Annotated in this window: 17 protein-coding genes and 1 pseudogene; 6 read left to right on the top strand and 12 right to left on the bottom strand. The window is 44.3% G+C overall.

The features are described 5' to 3' along the window. Nucleotides 1–545: 545 nt before the first annotated feature. The 4 genes from JO375_RS09500 to JO375_RS09485 form a co-directional block, all read right to left on the bottom strand. On the bottom strand, nt 546–1,439 hold the full coding sequence (locus tag JO375_RS09500) for a hypothetical protein (RefSeq protein WP_229524230.1): 894 nt from the start codon (nt 1,437–1,439) through the stop codon (nt 546–548). Nucleotides 1,440–1,742: 303 nt separating this feature from the next. Further along, the gene (locus tag JO375_RS09495) at nt 1,743–2,540 is read right to left on the bottom strand and encodes a copper amine oxidase N-terminal domain-containing protein (RefSeq protein ID WP_229524229.1); all 798 of its coding nucleotides are present in this window, start codon (nt 2,538–2,540) and stop codon (nt 1,743–1,745) included. Nucleotides 2,541–2,738: 198 nt separating this feature from the next. Further along, a complete protein-coding gene (locus tag JO375_RS09490; protein WP_229524228.1) occupies nt 2,739–3,920 on the bottom strand; it encodes an NAD(P)/FAD-dependent oxidoreductase in 1,182 nt (393 codons plus the stop codon). A gap of 27 nt (nt 3,921–3,947) precedes the next feature. After that, entirely contained in the window at nt 3,948–4,379 is a 432-nt protein-coding gene (locus JO375_RS09485; protein WP_229524227.1) for a DUF1641 domain-containing protein, read from the bottom strand. Nucleotides 4,380–4,935: 556 nt separating this feature from the next. Between JO375_RS09485 and JO375_RS24775 the strand changes: the two genes are divergently transcribed. Further along, nucleotides 4,936–5,178 (top strand): recombinase family protein, encoded by a 243-nt coding sequence (locus JO375_RS24775; RefSeq protein ID WP_452471236.1) that lies wholly within the window; start codon nt 4,936–4,938, stop codon nt 5,176–5,178. An 82-nt stretch (nt 5,179–5,260) separates the two neighbouring features. Here JO375_RS24775 and JO375_RS09475 read toward each other — a convergent pair whose 3' ends face one another. Together JO375_RS09475 and JO375_RS09470 are read right to left on the bottom strand one after the other, a co-directional pair. Further along, entirely contained in the window at nt 5,261–6,715 is a 1,455-nt protein-coding gene (locus JO375_RS09475) for a DHA2 family efflux MFS transporter permease subunit (protein WP_229524225.1), read from the bottom strand. A gap of 24 nt (nt 6,716–6,739) precedes the next feature. Continuing rightward, nucleotides 6,740–7,186: an OsmC family protein gene (locus tag JO375_RS09470; protein ID WP_229524224.1), complete on the bottom strand. Its 447-nt coding sequence runs from the start codon at nt 7,184–7,186 to the stop codon at nt 6,740–6,742. A 182-nt stretch (nt 7,187–7,368) separates the two neighbouring features. Between JO375_RS09470 and JO375_RS09465 the strand changes: the two genes are divergently transcribed. After that, nucleotides 7,369–7,980 (top strand): TetR/AcrR family transcriptional regulator, encoded by a 612-nt coding sequence (locus JO375_RS09465; protein ID WP_229524223.1) that lies wholly within the window; start codon nt 7,369–7,371, stop codon nt 7,978–7,980. 129 nt (nt 7,981–8,109) lie between these two features. On the opposite strand, the gene JO375_RS09460 is transcribed toward JO375_RS09465, so the two are convergent. Then, a complete protein-coding gene (locus JO375_RS09460; RefSeq protein ID WP_229524222.1) occupies nt 8,110–8,898 on the bottom strand; it encodes an HNH endonuclease in 789 nt (262 codons plus the stop codon). 267 nt (nt 8,899–9,165) lie between these two features. Here JO375_RS09460 and JO375_RS09455 point away from each other — a divergent pair, with 267 nt between their 5' ends. Continuing rightward, nucleotides 9,166–10,659 (top strand): alpha-amylase, encoded by a 1,494-nt coding sequence (locus tag JO375_RS09455; RefSeq protein WP_229524221.1) that lies wholly within the window; start codon nt 9,166–9,168, stop codon nt 10,657–10,659. A 67-nt stretch (nt 10,660–10,726) separates the two neighbouring features. Here the strand turns inward: JO375_RS09455 and gpmA are convergent, their stop codons facing one another. The 4 genes and pseudogenes from gpmA to JO375_RS09440 form a co-directional block, all read right to left on the bottom strand. After that, a complete protein-coding gene (gene gpmA, locus JO375_RS09450) occupies nt 10,727–11,476 on the bottom strand; it encodes a 2,3-diphosphoglycerate-dependent phosphoglycerate mutase (RefSeq protein WP_229524220.1) in 750 nt (249 codons plus the stop codon). A gap of 183 nt (nt 11,477–11,659) precedes the next feature. Continuing rightward, nucleotides 11,660–11,878, bottom strand: a pseudogene (locus JO375_RS09445) (Bax inhibitor-1/YccA family membrane protein). 11 nt (nt 11,879–11,889) lie between these two features. Beyond that, entirely contained in the window at nt 11,890–12,123 is a 234-nt protein-coding gene (locus JO375_RS24770; RefSeq protein ID WP_322098718.1) for a hypothetical protein, read from the bottom strand. A gap of 182 nt (nt 12,124–12,305) precedes the next feature. Further along, nucleotides 12,306–12,593, bottom strand: coding sequence for a hypothetical protein (locus tag JO375_RS09440; RefSeq protein WP_229524219.1), 288 nt, complete (start codon nt 12,591–12,593; stop codon nt 12,306–12,308). A 277-nt stretch (nt 12,594–12,870) separates the two neighbouring features. On the opposite strand from JO375_RS09440, the gene pepT reads away from it, so the two are divergent. Next, a complete protein-coding gene (pepT, locus tag JO375_RS09435; protein WP_229524218.1) occupies nt 12,871–14,106 on the top strand; it encodes a peptidase T in 1,236 nt (411 codons plus the stop codon). A gap of 200 nt (nt 14,107–14,306) precedes the next feature. Here pepT and JO375_RS09430 read toward each other — a convergent pair whose 3' ends face one another. Beyond that, nucleotides 14,307–15,182 carry a DNA-binding protein gene (locus JO375_RS09430; protein ID WP_229524217.1) on the bottom strand — a complete coding sequence of 292 codons (876 nt, stop codon included), beginning with the start codon at nt 15,180–15,182 and terminating at the stop codon, nt 14,307–14,309. A 444-nt stretch (nt 15,183–15,626) separates the two neighbouring features. On the opposite strand from JO375_RS09430, the gene hxlA reads away from it, so the two are divergent. Together hxlA and hxlB are read left to right on the top strand one after the other, a co-directional pair. Further along, nucleotides 15,627–16,262 (top strand): 3-hexulose-6-phosphate synthase, encoded by a 636-nt coding sequence (hxlA, locus tag JO375_RS09425; RefSeq protein WP_229524216.1) that lies wholly within the window; start codon nt 15,627–15,629, stop codon nt 16,260–16,262. 5 nt (nt 16,263–16,267) lie between these two features. Then, nucleotides 16,268–16,825, top strand: a complete 558-nt coding sequence (gene hxlB / locus JO375_RS09420) for a 6-phospho-3-hexuloisomerase (RefSeq protein ID WP_229524215.1) — start codon at nt 16,268–16,270, stop codon at nt 16,823–16,825. Nucleotides 16,826–17,132: the final 307 nt, after the last annotated feature.

Below are 17,132 nucleotides of genomic sequence, written 5' to 3'. Positions count from 1 at the left end.
TGTCATGAAAATATAGGTGACTGTAGTAATCCGTCTGGAAAAACGTTATTTTCCCAATTTGTATAGAATAAAAAGGAATCTTAGATTTTGAAAAAGACAGTTTCTCGACAATGCTGAAGATAGGGAAGATATCCTCCCTGTCTTCTTATCATAATTGTAACCTTTATAGTCCGAGCGATTATTGAATCAACCTGCCTACGGAAGTAATGTATTTTACATAATCACTATCCGCATCGGTCACGCCTATATTTCTTATATACATCAAATTACCGGGGCTGGTTATTTTGACTTTGTAAAACATACTGGGTTTAGAATAAGGATATACGTTATAGGTTCCTTTTCTATAAACAATCATAGTATTAAAGTCGATTTGCTTGAATGCGAGCGATAAACCGCTCTCATACGTAGCGAAGCAGTTCAGTTGAATAGGATTAACATAAAAACATCTGCCAAACCACATTGTTGTAAGTCCCACCCAACAACAAAGGAAATGACAGATGCTATCCAGTATATTTTAGCTTGAGCCATCGTTTAACTAATTCCTCTTATCGATTCGGATTTCTGATCCACACACTTGGACCAAAATGAGTTATATAATCGGTGGGCCAATCAATCGTACCGAACCACTGACTTCCATCCCAAAAAGAGTAATCCCGATAGTTATCCCATGGATAATAATAATCCGAATTGAATTTTGAGACTACCACTTCTGAAAACTCTCCATTGATAGCACTTCCATAGATATTGCTGCCATCAAAGTTTTTTTTCGCTATTGCCGTCACTCTCTTAACAGACATAGTTGATAGGTCAGAAGAGTCAAAAGAGGTTTGCATAACGACGATTTGATTGTAGTAGGCTAACAGATAAGCGTTATAGGTACTATTATCAATATAAAATTTAACTGAGTTAAATCCCTCCGCATTTACCCACGTCTGTATAGTATATTTATACTCTCCATTTTTAATGTATCCTTTGTATCTTTGTTGACCTGTTTGAAACGAAAATCCCCCCTCGATCTTCCGTCCATTCTTTGCATCAAAACCATAATACATCCATGGCTGTTCGTTTGCTCCTAGGTCCTCGGCCCTTGGCAGAAGCGCACTTGCATTAACCCCATCAAAACCATCATAATTCAATTGAACCCTTGAGAAAGTTCCCGTTGTCCCTCCACTCACTTCCCAGGGAGTAGGGTTCCTTTTACTTGAAATAGAAACATCATGTTTGTTGCTAGATCCACTCAAAGAGCTTGTTTCCGTATAAGTAACATCCGTTACACTTTCCTCGTTTGGTTCAACTTTACCCGCCATGCCTACATAACCTTTTTCTGAGCTGTATACTTCTCCATCGAGCGTAAGATATATGTATTCCGATTCGTTAAGCTTCTCCAGATTTTGTTTTAGGTCACTATTATTTTTACTCTTTAGTGATGTACTATCCACTGTATTGAGTAGTTCAGCAATAGATGCTTTCGGGTTAACAGCGATCTTGTGTTCTTCAAGTTCATGGACTATGGCCCGCTGTTTGAGATTTTCAAAAAATGAAGCATCGTACGTAGATCGAGTATACCAACACCGTCCGTTCTACACGAAGTTACCCATATCATTCAACATTAACGCGGTGACGTTTTAAATAAAATCAACATAAAAGGAGCTGTCGAGACTTTCTCGACAGCCTAAGAAGACAGGAAGGCTATATTCCCCTGTCTTCTTTTTTCATAACTGCAACCTTCGATAGCTGAACAATTACTTAATCAGCCTACCTACGGAAGTAATGTATTTTATATAATCATTATCCGCATCGGTCACGCCTATATTTCTTGTATACACCAAATGGCCAGGGCTAGTTATTTTAACTTTGTGAAACGTACCGGGTTTAGAATAAGGATCTACGCTATAGCCCCCTTTGCCATACACAATCATAGGATTAAAGTCAACTTGCTTGAAGGCGGGCGATAAACTGCTCTCGTACGTGGCATAAATATCCAATATGCCTTTCTTGCGATCCCAATCAAAGGAAGTAAGATCAAAAGCATTCGCATCAATGACCTGGGCCAGGTCTTGTCCCTCAAAATTCATAAGAACAGGACTTTCCGTAAAGCTATCATGCTTTAGCTTTAATAATCCACGCTTAGGGTCCCACTCCATCTTCGCATCTGTATCTTTCAACAGAATGGATACCGGTAAAAACATCGCATTGCTTTTCATGATGGGGACTGTATCCATTGTCACCGGCTCGCCGTTAACCGCTATTTTGGGTGATCCGATCGTGGCCGTCACATTACGACCCAAAAGATCAACAGAAGCGGTTTTGCTCGCTGCATTGAAAGTTACTTTACCACCCAGTATATCCTTAGCCGCTTGGAGCGGTATAAGCAGTCTACCCTTCTTATCCACAAAAGGTGATGCAGGGTAGGTGTATAAGACGTAGTGATCATTAACCTTGAGGTATATCGGTGTTTGGCCTTGAGCTGATGCCAAATTCGTGTTTGCAGCACCCAAACTCATTAAAATCATAAGGCCGATTAGTAACCTGATTTTCATAATCATAATGCCCTCCTCGTTTTTTTCTCTACTAGTGTATCGTCACAAAAATATCATATCAACCATAATTTGCAATATATATTCAAAAATACAAATGACATTTTACATTTACTGGTTTATAATAGATTTAACTGCAAAGCAAAAAGAGAACGCAGAACTGCGCTCTCTTCGATAAAACATATAAAAAGCAAGAAAATATTAATAGGCCAATGCAAAAAGTCCTTTGATGTGGGACAGGTAACGGATGTTACTGCCTTCTTTCATCAAAGTAGCTACAGCGCCTTTCAGTTGGGTGGCATTCGCGCCTACCGTACCGATCGCGTCTGTTCTGCCCAAGCTGCCCAGTGTACCGGAGAATACAGGTGTGAATTGTTCCATTTTCGCTCCGTTAAAGTAAGCGAACAGGTTGTAACCCACCGTCTCGCCCATTTGCCAAGCCAACTGTGCAGTTGGAGGGTATGGACGCTCGCCTTCACTCGGGAACACCACTGCGCTGTCACCAGCCAGGAAGATGTCTTCGTGGGAAGTCGATTGCAAGGCACCATTTACGGTTGCACGGCCACGGTTCACTTCGATACCGGATGCGCCAACCAGTGCGTTGCCTTGTACGCCGCCTGTCCAGACCAGTGTGCTCGTTTTGATCGAACGTCCGTCTTTCAGCAGAACTTCGTCGGCTTTCATTTCCGTAATTGGAACACCAGCTACGATTTGAACACCGCGTTTCTCAAGGCTTGTCACTGCACGCTCAACCAGTGCCTGCGGGAAGCCTGCCAAAATCGATGGCCCAGCTTCTACACAGTAGAGGCTAATATCTTCGTAGTTAATGCCTTTTTCACGGCAAACCACAGGCAGTTTATCAGCGTATTCGCCCACCAGCTCAACGCCTGTCAGACCGCCGCCACCGATTACGATTGTAGCGTCCGCTTTGTTACCGGATTGCTTGTAAGCATCCAGACGAGCTTCCACATGTTCGCGGATGCGATTGGCTTCTGCCACTGATTTCAGGGTGAAGCTGTGCTCCTGCAGTCCTGGAATACCAAAATAAGCCGTCTCACTGCCCAGGGAAATAACGAGAGCGTCATAGCTCAACGTAGCGCCACTGGCCAAGGATACTTTTTTGTCGTCCGGTTTGATTTCCGCAACGGTATCTACCTTCAGGATAATATCTTTGTTACGCAGCAGTTTCTCCAAAGGAAGCGCAACCGCTTTTTCGGCAATTGTACCTGCCGCCAAACGGTGCAGCTCCGTAATAATTTGGTGCGACGCAAAGCGGTTTACCACTGTAATGGTTGCTTGACTAGCGTCCAGATGCTGGCGTGCTGTGAGCGCGGCCAGCAATCCGCCGTATCCGCCGCCCAAGATCAAAATTTGCTTCGACATGTCCATCCTCCGTTCTTGATCAGGTGATTATTTGCTTTCACGTTGGCGCTCATTCAGAATATTCAGGAAAGCCTGGCTGAAACGCAGCGTTTTTTGTACATTTGGATCTTTAAGCATCTTGAGCAAACCAAACAGACCTACACTGCCGTCTGTAGTTTGTACGCGGTCATTTGCCTCAATAGCAGCAGAAGCCAAGCCTTTAGCCGATTCTGTTACAGGCTTCACAAACTCTCCCATGGAGTTTTTCATATCTCCGAGAAAGACAGGGTCGGTTGCCAGACTACGGGCTACATCATAGGCGTTGGTCATCAAAGTAACCATCTCAGTCAACTTGGGCAGATTCTCCACCAGTACGGTCAGCGATTGCTGAACCTCCGGTTTCATCAATTGGTCCAGTACATCCCGAGACTCTTTGGCAGCTTCTTGTGTTACAGCCACCTCTTGTTGGTTTTCAGACATGCGTGAACGTCCTCCTTTACTGTGAAAATAGAAGTCCATCCCTTTCTCATAACCTGCATCTATAAACTCTAGCAATAAAAACGTTCAATGAATCCGCGTCCCTTAATATGCAAGAAGCACAGCTTAAACCGGCCTATACCCTAAAGGGCAAGACTGATCATCGCAGATGCCAATTGTATATCGCTCGGACGTTATTCTGTTGTTGTTACTGCTGCGGAATATCTCACGAAGCACTCCTCCGTGACTACAACAGGTCGAAACGGAACCCTATACCTCTATATACCTCTATATTACACTTTTTACAACACAATCGTCGAAAAAAAATTTAAATTTACACAAAATTCTGCAAATTTTTATTTGTTTTTCTGATAATAATTAGAATGAAGTCGTTTTTTGTCCAAAATTACCTTTAAAAAGGGGATTTTATGCCAAGAAGTGTAATAGAGAGAGTGAATTTAAGTTCACGCTAACATGCTATCCACCCCGATAGGGGTCTGCTAACGAAACGGAAAAAATAGGACGATAGGGCCAATGGAAGACTAAAGCCAAACCGGGGATTCGTATTGAACTCATCAAAGAAAATCTTACCTTCACTGGCGAAGATTCTCCTATGTCCACACTGATGCTATCCATCATGGGAGCTTTTGCAGAATTCGAGCGGGCATTGATTCGCGAACGACAACGGGAAGGTATCTTGCTGGCCTTCCGACTTGTCGCGATAATCTCGTTCGATACTACACTCTCTCTGAAACAGACCTCCCGTTTATTTTTCTGTTATCATTTTTTACCACATTGTTAGCATCAAGGTATGTCGAAAAAAAGGCTGTCGACATTCCTGACAGCCTGACCCGACTACATCGGGACGTATCGCAGATTCTTTATCAGGTTTCTTGACCAATCTTGAGATCGCTTAGAGATTCTTCTCTGTTCTTAATACCCCGAGTGGATTTTAGGAGGATCAAGCTCGGACTAAATAACAATGTAATCACGCCTCCTGCAAGAAAAGCGTACTTCATTGCCTGCGAAACAATCAGCTTATGATCTAAGCTCCCAGCAGAATGGCTGTTGATATAACCTAGAGTAATCGAAATCATAATGGAGATCCCAAGGGCACCACTAACATTTCGTACCATCGAGAAAATTCCTGATCCCACTGAAAGCTGTTGGGGAGGAAGAGATGAAGTACTTACGGCAACACAAGTAATCATAAGGATTCCATTCCCGGTTCCCGTAATCAATAGGATAACAATGAGCCATACGACTGACAAATTCATCGGTGTCAAGAAAAGGCTGAAAAAACCACACAGAGCACAGCCATATCCAATCATTAATGGAATGAAAAAACCTGTTTTGTCTACAAGCCTTCCTATCAAAGGGCCTACAAACAGACTTGATAAAGGCAATAAAGTTGTTAACATAGAGACCAGTATCAGATCATACCCTTGTACTTGAGTCAGATATTCAGGTATTAGCATATTTACACCCATTGTTAGTATACCAGCCAACAGGTTTGAGACTAATCCTGCCACATACACTTTATTATTAAAAACGGAAAAATCAAGAAGTGGATACATTATTCTTCGTTCTAGACTTAAAAAGAGCAGAAAACTAAGAATACAAATCAATAGGCAACTTAAAATTCGAATAGATGTCCAACCTATTTCTTGCCCTTTCAAGATTGCAAATGTCAGAAAAAGAATGGAGGTTCCAATAGTCAACATTCCAAGCAAGTCAAAATGAGCTTCTTTTCGTTCGAAAACGTAATTTTTAAAAATATGAAAAACAGCCGGTAACATTGACAGGATAAAGGGAATGTTAATAAAGAAAATCCATCTCCAACCGAAGTATTCTGTAATAATTCCTCCAAGTGGAGGGCCACCGGCTGCTCCCAATGCGCCAATCGCTCCCCAAATCCCTATCGCTCTTCCTACTAGCTCTTTCGGAACAGCTTCTCGAGCAAGTGACATACTGGTTGGAATGATCATTGCACCTGCGATTCCTTGAATAACGCGAAAGGAAATAAGTAGGTAGATATTCTGAGCGATTCCACACAGAAATGAGCTAATCAAGAAAAAGATCAAGCCCCATGCATATACTTTATGTTTACCATAAATTTCCGAAATCTTACCCATAGCAATCAACAAGACGGCTAATGCAAGAATGAAAGCATTGATAACCCACGCAGCCAAATCTAGCCCAATATGATAGTCTTTTATGACGGATGGCAGGGCAACATTAATGATTGTACTGTCTATGTAAGTGATAAACAGACCAAAGCTTGCAATATATACTTGCTTGAAGCCTCCCTGATTAATCGGTAACGGTACAGTTCCCACTCTATCTTCCTCCATTTATTTGATTTATTGAGAAATCGTTATATTCGGTTCAATAACCATTTCCACGTTACCTTTCATCGCTTTTGCAATCATACAAATTTTTTCAGCTTGTGCAGATAACGAAGCTGCCAATTGCACTTGTTCTCTGGTTGCACCGTTTTCCAAAATAATCGTTGGTCGATGTGTAATTTGAGCAACTCGATACCCGGCATCATTCACAACAAGCCCCTCTGTTTCCATCGTAATATCAACAACAGGTAATCGTTCTTTCTCAACATAATAACCCAAGGAAATTAGGTAGCATGTTGCCGATGCTCCTAATAGCAATTCCTCAGAGTTTGTCCCAGTTCCTGTTCCTTCCATTTCTTTTGCGAGAGAAACTGACGTTGTATAATTCTCTGTTCTTACATTCCCTCGCCCCATTACTCCACCTTGCCAGTTAGATGATAGTCTAAAGAGATATTTCATCATTCGAATCTCACCTTTCCATTTTTAAAGTTTATATATAAACTTAGTTGTATAATAACTGATCAATCAGTTATTTAAAAGAGGATTTTTTTCGATTGAATATTTTCCTTGCTGAATGGATTCTCTTTTCGTTATCATAGGGCAGACTAGGTTAGCTTTTCTGAGGAAATTAATGAGGTGAGTATATGGCTAGAACTGTAAACAAAAAGTTGCGTGATGAACGTAGAAGGAAAATATTGGATGCAGCAACCGTCCTTTTCGCTCAACACGGATTTTCACAAAGTACTATTACACAAATCGCTAAAGCAGTGGGAGTTAGTCACGCAACTATCTTTTTATATTTTCCTACGAAGGATGATTTGTTCCAAGCTGTCATACTAGAACCACTAGATACCACAAAAAAACTCTACCTGTCTCTGATGTCCCAAGGGAATTCTCCATTGGAACGCTTGCATTCTCTAGTCAGAGGACAAATTCACCGTTCTTTATACAATGCAACCTATCTGAGACTTGTTCAGTATGCGTTAGGACAACCTGAGCGATTTCCTGACATTGCCAAAGAGTTAAACCACTACGTAAACCGATTTGTACACGATATTATTCCCATAATAGAGGAAGGGCAACGAATGGGAGAGCTTAGCCCTGGTGATCCATTCTATATTGCTTGGGCCTACTTTTCATATTATAACGGTATTGGAATGTGCTATTTAGAACCAAACGAGGAGAGTATAAACGAGCTTGTCAAAAACGGACTGAGAATCTTTGGTCCTGTTGAAAAAGTCTGTAATTATGATTAAGAAATCCGGGACGGTACTGCCGCTTTGTTAATTATCGAGGATAAGCCTTAAACATTATTTTCATTTGAACATCCATATATGTACTTTGCAGTAAATTCCATACCTATAGCTAATATTTGCAGGTATATGCTAAGCCTCGATATCATCAGGAGACGGCAACGGCACACCAGACTCGATGAACTCATCTGCATCGCGGGCAGCTTTAATCTGATTGCACTCGTTGCAGGCACATACACAGTTGGTATGCCCACCTTTAGCCCGAGGCAGTAAATGATCAATTGTATCACCATAGCCGCCGCAGAAAAAGCAGGTATAACGGTCACGCTTGAGCACGTATTGGCGAAATTCCTTGTTACTGTAGAGTCTGCGAACGGTGTATGGGTTTACAATCACCGCCATGCGCTCTCTAACCAGAGTCATCGCCAAATCAAGTTCAATCTCCTGATGCCAGTGTCTCCCCTGATCGGTTTTACCTCTGAGCCGAATCATGCCGTTGCGATTGAGCCGCAGCGCCCCGGTATCCGCAGGCTTCAGCCTGCTAAGCAGATTCCGCACCCGTTGCCGGTGGCGCTCGCGAGCCTTATCTGTGACTGGCTTCCTGCGGCGTGGATGAGCCAACAGGTCAGGCTGTGCTGGTATATCCAGACTTGGGACAGCCTCACCTGCCCCCGGGTTGTGCCGCGCCATGGAAACGTCCAAGAGCTTCATTTCCTTGCCGGAAGAAGAGGTGGTCATGATCTCGCGCTCTTGTGTGGCTAACCCCCGGCAGGAACGGCAAGGACCACGCCGGGAATACGGACCTGCCCGGCGACCGGTTCTGCGCTGAAAGTTCGTTAGCGGCTTGATCTCCTGACAATACGTACATTTCTTCATTAGTGGTTCGCCCGCTTCATTCCTGTTCTGCTGCGGTTCCGTCATGTTCATCCCTCCTTCCTCCGTCGCTCATCCTTCATGGGTTAGCCTGAAATTTGTACCACTGTTAAGTTAGATTCATTTTATCTTGTTCCGATTTCCTTTGCCAGCCGTCGAAGGGTCATAACCGTCAGGTATAGATATATCAAATTTTAATGATTTAACCATATGTCATACAGTGTTGTTTGTTCTTGTTCAGTGCCATATTAGCCGTCTGACGTTTAGCCCCCCTTACTTGGTGGGTAACTTGTTATATATGGAGGAGGGACGCACATGAAAAGGAACCATACGATGATGCAGTTTTTCGAGTGGAATATCGAAGCTGACGGTTCTCACTGGAAGAAACTTGCCCGTCTGGCACCGCAGCTAAAGACTAAAGGAATTGATGCGATATGGATTCCACCTGTCACCAAGGGCCAATCGCCCGAGGATACGGGATACGGCGTCTATGACCTTTACGATCTGGGTGAATTCAATCAAAAAGGTGCGGTACGCACCAAATACGGAACCAGAGAAGACCTGCTGGAGTCGGTTGCCGCCTGCGTTCGCCACGGTGTGGCCGTCTATGTCGATCTGGTCATGAACCACAAGGCCGGTGCGGATGAAACCGAAGTGTTCAAGGTCGTCGAGGTCAACCCGAATAACCGTAATGAGGTTATTTCAGAGCCCTTTGATATCGAAGGGTGGACTAAATTTACATTTCCCGGCCGTCAAGGTCAGTATTCCACATTCCAATGGAATTTTGAACATTTTAATGGAACTGACTACGATGCGCGTCGGAAACGGACAGGGATTTTTCGTATTTTAGGCAAAAATAAAAGCTGGAGCGAACATGTAGATCATGAATTCGGAAATTATGATTATTTAATGTTTGCCAATATTGACTATAATCATCAGGATGTGCGCAAGGAAATGATCCGCTGGGGCAAATGGCTGGTAGATACTCTGCAATGCAGCGGATTTCGCCTGGATGCCATCAAGCATATCAATCATGAATTTGTACGGGAATTTGCAACGGAAATGATCAAAAAGCGCGGACAGGATTTTTATATGGTAGGCGAGTTTTGGAAACCGGATTTGAAATCATGCCAGAATTTCCTGGATACCATCGACTATAAAATTGACCTGTTTGACGTATCTCTCCACTACAAGCTGTATAGCGCTTCCTTGGGTGGCAGGGATTTTGATCTGAGGACCATTTTTGAGGATACGCTGGTTCATACTCACCCCCTGAATTCAGTTACCTTTGTCGATAATCATGATTCACAGCCTCATGAAGCGCTGGAATCCTGGGTGGAGGACTGGTTCAAGCCCAGCGCCTATGCACTCATTTTACTGCGTAAGGACGGCTATCCCTGTGTGTTCTACGGGGATTACTACGGTATTCAGGGTAAAACCCCCGCGAAAAGCAAGCAGGCTGAGTTGGACCCACTCCTATATGCCCGGTATCATAAAGCCTACGGGGAGCAAAAAGATTATTTTGATGATCCCCATACGATTGGATGGGTGCGTCAGGGCATACCCGAATTAAAAGGCTCTGGCTGCGCTGTAGTGATCACTAATGCCGACAAAGGGGAAAAGCGTATGTTCGTGGGAAAACAACGCGCAGGAGAGCAATGGACAGACTTGACGGGGCATTACGATCATACCGTAACGATCAGGCAAGATGGCTACGGCATATTTCCGGTTCGTGCCGGCAGCGTATCGGTATGGGCACTTCCCGCCGGGAATGATAGTCCAGAAGCAGAAGATGACATGGATGCTTAATTTTGCCCGGCACAAAGAGGACAGGACGCGAGAAGGCGCCTGTCCTCTTTAGTTTGGTATCCTCCCACTATTCCGTTACCTTGCCTTGGTTGGCCACTGCCTGCTTTTTTGCCTTCACATGGCTTGGATCACCCAGATAGAACCGCCGAATAGGGTCTATATGGTCATCCAGCTCATACACCAGCGGTATGCCTGTCGGAATATTCAAATCCAGCAAGGTGGCTTCATCCAGATTCTCCATATACTTGATCAATGCCCGTAAAGTATTGCCATGCGCAGAAATGATAACCCTCTCTTTTTTGAGGACCAGGGGCACAATCCGCTGCCTCCAAAATTCACCTACCCGGTGTACTGTATCCTCCAAACTTTCTCCAAGCGGCAGCTCCTCCGGCTTAATATGCCGATAACGCTCTTCCCTGCGAGGACTCCGTTCATCCTTTTCATCCAGCATGGGAGGTCGTACCTTCAGGCTGCGCCGCCAGATATGAACCTGTTCCTCACCGTATTTGACGGCTGAATCCAGTTTGCTAAGACCCTGGAGCGCACCGTAATGGCGTTCATTTAGCTTCCATGACTTCTGTACGGGTATCCACAGATGATCCAGCTCATCCAATATGTGATACAGCGTGCGGATGGATCGTTTTAGCACAGAGGCAAATGCCAAATCAAATGTATACCCGGCCTCCTTGAGAATACGCCCCGCTTCGATGGCCTCATGGGTCCCCTGTTCAGTCAGATCTACATCTGTCCAGCCTGTAAACAGGTTTTTACGGTTGTATTCACTTTCGCCGTGCCTTACCAGGACCACTTGATACATCTGCTCACTCCTCTCCTGTCTGTCATTATGTTTATGTTTTACCCCATTTCTATGTATTTAACGTAAAATCCAATTTTTAAACCTTCACTTTTTGTAACAAAAAAGACGGCATTTAGCCGTCCTCTTCTCATACCCTGCACCGATCTGCACAATTTAAATGAAGCTTTTCATGAACCCCAGAACCTAGTCCTCCTTGCTGAACTTGGCCAGCAGTTCCAGGATTCGCACATACAGCCACACCAAAGTCACAAACAATCCAAAAGCGCCCTACCATTCCATGTATTTGGATGCTCCCTGCTCGGTCTGCTCCTCAATAAAATGAAAATCCAGCAGCAAATTCAAAGCGGCAATAATCACAACAAATAAACTGATGCCGATACCAAGCCAGCCTGTCTCATGGATATACGGTACATTCAGACCGAAGAAATCCAGGATAAAGTTCCACCAGTGTGACCAAAGCGATGGCCAGCGTACACAAAACTACGAATGAGATAAAGCCCTGTTATACTGCCAGAAATGATAAGCAGAGCAAGGAAAAGCAGCGTTTTATTTATCGTTCCTCCGATGGTCATGCGTTGTTCGCTAACTTCCCTTTCATCTTCACGCAAAAAAATGTCATCACGTAAAACCGGGTCGCTTAAGCTCATTCAAGGTACTCGTTTTCAATGTGTTATTTTCTATGCCTGGCCTATTGATTCTCTACGTCATATATGTATATATCGGCAACCGACAAAATTATCAGAAAATTTTAAACAAACAAAAAAAACTCTAGCTCATTTTGCAGCAGAGCTAGAGTTAGAGTTAGAGTTAGAGGGTCTGGTCGTTACAATTAAAAATCAGCTGTAGCAATTTGGATTGTGCCTGTTGCAGCACCGGCTGCAGTAGCTTGAAGCGCTGCTACTAACAGCAAGGCAACCTCTAATGTGAGACTGTTGGCTGCCGGAATCACATAAGTGATCACAGGAGCATTGACACGGGTAACCACAAGATTAACCGGGTTAGCACCTGTATTATTCACAGTAATCGTAGCATTATTACCACCAGCCAAGTTTTCAAAAAAGGATTTACCCACACCTGCAGCGAGATTGTAGATCTGCGAAGGTAAAAGGATCGCCATAGAACTCACCTCCCTTACGTTTGATAGTATATTTTATGCTTCAAATCTATGGACGTCATCGTTAATTGACTCAGGTATAAGACACATTTTAAAAGATTTATAGATTCCCACCTTCCTGTACGCAAACAGGGGTGCCCCTCTCAAACTCTTAACAGAGCCTGAGCCTGCGGACAACCCTTAATCTTATTTGAAAAGGTTAAGCCATTTTTTTCATATTATATGCCCAATCATGATAAAATACGTACCATATCGCAATGATATCAAGGAGGATATACACATGAAACAGGAACTGATTGACCGCCTGACCACTTATGTTCAAGTAGATACTCAATCCGACGAAAGCAGCCACACTTGCCCGACCACGCCCGGACAGCTTACGTTAGGCAATCTTTTGGTTGGCGAATTGAAAGCCATCGGTATGACAGACGTAACCATCGACGATAACGGTTATGTTATGGCGACCCTTCCTTCCAATACGGATAAAGAGGTGCCTGTCATTGGCTTTCTCGCGCATCTGGATACTGCAACCGAGCTGACTGGCGCAGGCGTAAAGCCGCAATTGACGGAAAATTATGACGGGGGAGATATCACGCTGAATGCACCGCTCGGTGTGGTGCTGTCTCCGCACGAATTCCCCGAGCTGGCTCAATATAAAGGCCATACGCTGATTACAACAGACGGCACCACTCTGCTTGGTGCAGATAACAAAGCCGGGATTGCAGAAATTATGACAGCCGTACATTACCTGATTGACCACCCGGAAATCAAGCATGGCAAGATTCGCGTTGCCTTTACACCGGACGAGGAGATTGGAAGAGGACCAGAACGCTTTGATGTGGCTGCTTTTGGCGCTGAATATGCTTATACCGTAGATGGTGGACCACTCGGAGAGCTGGAATATGAGAGCTTCAACGCGGCAGCCGCCCATATTGCCATCCACGGAGTAAGTGTTCATCCCGGTACGGCTAAAAACAAAATGATCCATGCCGCCAAAATCGCCATGGAGCTGCATGGACGTCTGCCTGCGGATGAAGCCCCGGAATATACGGACGGATACGATGGCTTCTACCATCTGCTGGAATTTACAGGCACGGCAGAACATGCAAAACTACACTATATTATTCGTGATTTTGATCGTAACAATTTTGAAAAACGGAAGGCCTATTTAACAAACGTGGTAAAAGAGCTGCAAGCAGCCTACGGAGAAAACCGAATCACGCTGGAGCTGAAAGATCAATATTACAACATGAAGGAGAAAATCGAGCCGGTCAAACATATCGTGGATATTGCTCATGAAGCAATGACGAAGCTGAATATTGAGCCGATCATCAAGCCCATCCGCGGTGGTACGGACGGCTCACAGCTATCCTATATGGGACTGCCTACACCAAATATCTTTACAGGCGGGGAGAACTATCACGGTAAGTTTGAGTATGTATCGGTGGACAACATGGTGCTTGCAACCAAGGTCATTGTTGAAATCGTTCAATTGGTCGAACAGCGCGGCCAATAATCTGACGTCCTATCGTAAAATAAATAGTCGGCATAAAAAAAGGGGAGCCTACTGATCTCAACATGCGAAAAAGTGAGCTCCCTGTATTTACAAAAGCCTTGCTGGGTCTGGGTAAACTCCAAGCTCAAACACACAGGGAAAAAACACCGTGATTGGCAGGATGTACGGGTTCTAACCATGTATCTGCCGGAAAGGCAATACTAAGAAACGCCAAGACCATAGTTACCGAGATTAATGCCTTTTTCATTATAAAGCCCCCTTAATAAAATGGTTTGATATTGCTCTTGCTGTGAAGGTGTCGCCAAATCTCGATAAGCTTCAAATAGAGCAACCATCGTCCTGAAATCAGCATCTGCCTCCACATTAGCAGAGAATTGCAGAGAAGCAAGGACATAATTCAAGGCAACGGTATACTGCTCCTTTTTGAAATAGTAAATGGCTAATTGGTTCACCAGCTTTAAATAATATACGCGGTTCCCCCTGTCTTCATAACCTTCAAATATCTCAATATCGTAAGCAAAATCATTCAGCAACTCATCGATATCCCAATGATTCAAATTAGCTGCTTCAGCGATACCGACCAGCCCCGGGAGTACTTCCTCGTCATTATCGTAAAGAAATTGAACATACTCGGACAGAAGCTCCCTTTTTCCCGAAAGTAATTCAATCGTATATAAATTGGCTTTGGCAAGAAAACGGAACCTTTCTACCTCTTCATGCCCGCTCTGATCCAGCCCCATAAACCAGCCCATCTCACCATACTTCATAATATAATCTCTTGCTTCCTCATACTGGCCTTTATTCTGATAACAAATAGATTTAGCCAGATAGCTGTAAGCATAATAAAACACCAGCGGGCGCTTGGTATCCAGTGTCTCGTGCTTACCGTCCGCAGCATTTCTCAGTTGGGTGTGGTACAGGCTTTCAGCCAACGTATGCAAATAGTCTGCAACCTTGTTTGCTTCATCCCAATCATTATGTGTGTAGCTGATTCTAAACAACTCACAAGCTTTATCGAGTTCATGGCTGTCCGACAACAAATAAATGGCTTCCCTTTGGTCCAGAACCTCTTCCACTACAAACGCCTCCCTACCTGAAAATTACGGTTCCCCTTTGTTTGATCGCTATTTTTTAGGACAGCTATGCTGCTAACTTTCATGTTTTTCATACCAGTATATTACAAATATAGTCAAAAGCTAACTTGAAGTCAATTCAAAAATAGGTAAATTATTTTTTTTGCAACCTGACACCGCCTGCGTACCGTTTGAGATACAAATGCATGACCTCCATTGTGGAAATAATACGAAAATAGACAAAATGCAGGTTCTCTTGCGGGCGTTTTTTTAGCAGCTACAGTATCGTCAGGGTAACTACGTTACGAATTAGTGCGTACTTTTCAACCGGATACCGGGGCCTTACAATCAAACCTGTACATGAAACCCAGGTATACGTAGCACTTAACAGAGCAAGCATAACCCGTTGATCAAATACAAATTTACCAAAGGAGTGAAGTTAATAACATGGAACTTCAATTGGCTTTAGACTTAGTGGATATCCCGCAAGGTATTGCCTTGGTAAAGGAAGTGGAGTCGTATATTGATATCGTCGAAATCGGCACCCCGATTGTCATCAATGAAGGACTGCATGCGGTAAAGGCAATGAAAGAAGCATTCCCGAATCTGAAAGTGCTGGCTGACCTCAAAGTGATGGATGCAGGCGGCTATGAAGTGCTGAAAGCGTCCGAGGCTGGCGCAGACATCGTTACGATTCTGGCTGTAGCTGAAGATGCAACGATCAAAGGGGCAGTAGAAGAGGCTAAAAAACAAGGCGGCAAAAAAATCCTGGTGGACATGATCGGTGTTAAAAACCTGGAGCAGCGCGCCAAAGAAATCGACGCCCTCGGCGTAGACTATATCTGTGTGCATACTGGCTACGATCTGCAAGCGGAAGGCGAAAGCCCGTTTGAGGCACTGCAAACAGTCAAAAAAGTCGTGAAGAATTCGAAAACAGCCGTGGCTGGCGGCATTAAGCTGAGTACGCTGGCTGAGGTTGTGAAAGCTCAACCGGATCTGGTTATTGTCGGCGGCGGAATCACTAGCCAGGATGACAAACAAGCTGTAGCTTCCCAAATGCAACAGCTCATCAAGCAAGGTTAATTCCAATGGAAACCTCTCAATATTTATCCCAGGTGATCAAAGAGCTGCAATTAGTTCCGCAATTGATCAGTGATGCGGAGTCGGAACAGCTGGTTCACTCCATTGCTGCAGCGAAAAAAGTGTTCGTAGCAGGGGCGGGGCGTTCAGGCTTCATGATCCGTTCGCTGGCAATGCGGCTGATGCATATGGGAATCCAAGCTTACGTGGTCGGGGAAACCGTAACTCCCGGCTTGGGTAAAGGTGATCTGCTGATTATAGGTTCAGGCTCCGGTGAAACGAAGAGCCTGATCTCCATGGCGGAAAAAGCGAAGAAGCTCGGGGCCTCCCTGGCGCTTCTGACCACTTCTCTGGAGTCTACCATCGGCAAATTGGCTGATACCATCATCAAGCTGCCCGGCGCGCCCAAGGACCCATCCAACAAGGATTATCAGACAATTCAGCCTATGGGTTCGCTGTTTGAGCAGACGTTGCTGTTGTATGGCGACGCATTGGTGCTCAAAACGATGGAGCTGCGCAAGCTGACCTCTGAATCCATGTTTGGTCAACACGCCAATTTGGAATAGAACGCATATCCCTGCATTAATTATACAGGCTGTCTCTTACATGTCAGAACATGTGAAGGACAGCCTGTTTTTGTTATTTTCTATTTTTTTACCATTACCTATTGAATCAAACCCATACCGTGTAGCTTACATGCTAATTAATGCTCCGGTGAAACTGCTATTGCCTTCAGCCGAGACAACACAGGCCGGAACCGTTCCAGGCGGCCGTCAGTGGCCGGTCGAATCACATAGAATAAGGCAAATGGATACGCATCAGTGATGATGCAAAGCTCCACGCTTTTACCGCTTTGTATACCGGGAACCACCA

This window comes from Paenibacillus farraposensis, assembly GCF_020736845.1.
GTDB lineage: Bacteria > Bacillota > Bacilli > Paenibacillales > Paenibacillaceae > Paenibacillus > Paenibacillus farraposensis.
This window is presented reverse-complemented; position numbering and strand designations above follow the sequence as displayed.

Bases quoted from the DNA above. Each gene is read 5' to 3' on its own strand.
- JO375_RS09460 (WP_229524222.1), bottom strand. From the start codon at position 8,898: ATGACGGAACCGCAGCAGAACAGGAATGAAGCGGGCGAACCACTAATG.
- hxlA (WP_229524216.1), top strand. From the start codon at position 15,627: ATGGAACTTCAATTGGCTTTAGACTTAGTGGATATCCCGCAAGGTATT.
- hxlB (WP_229524215.1), top strand. From the start codon at position 16,268: ATGGAAACCTCTCAATATTTATCCCAGGTGATCAAAGAGCTGCAATTA.
- JO375_RS09470 (WP_229524224.1), bottom strand. From the start codon at position 7,186: ATGATGAAATATCTCTTTAGACTATCATCTAACTGGCAAGGTGGAGTA.
- gpmA (WP_229524220.1), bottom strand. From the start codon at position 11,476: ATGTATCAAGTGGTCCTGGTAAGGCACGGCGAAAGTGAATACAACCGT.
- JO375_RS09440 (WP_229524219.1), bottom strand. From the start codon at position 12,593: ATGGCGATCCTTTTACCTTCGCAGATCTACAATCTCGCTGCAGGTGTG.
- pepT (WP_229524218.1), top strand. From the start codon at position 12,871: ATGAAACAGGAACTGATTGACCGCCTGACCACTTATGTTCAAGTAGAT.
- JO375_RS09455 (WP_229524221.1), top strand. From the start codon at position 9,166: ATGAAAAGGAACCATACGATGATGCAGTTTTTCGAGTGGAATATCGAA.
- JO375_RS09465 (WP_229524223.1), top strand. From the start codon at position 7,369: ATGGCTAGAACTGTAAACAAAAAGTTGCGTGATGAACGTAGAAGGAAA.
- JO375_RS09490 (WP_229524228.1), bottom strand. From the start codon at position 3,920: ATGTCGAAGCAAATTTTGATCTTGGGCGGCGGATACGGCGGATTGCTG.
- JO375_RS09485 (WP_229524227.1), bottom strand. From the start codon at position 4,379: ATGTCTGAAAACCAACAAGAGGTGGCTGTAACACAAGAAGCTGCCAAA.
- JO375_RS09495 (WP_229524229.1), bottom strand. From the start codon at position 2,540: ATGAAAATCAGGTTACTAATCGGCCTTATGATTTTAATGAGTTTGGGT.
- JO375_RS24770 (WP_322098718.1), bottom strand. From the start codon at position 12,123: ATGAGCTTAAGCGACCCGGTTTTACGTGATGACATTTTTTTGCGTGAA.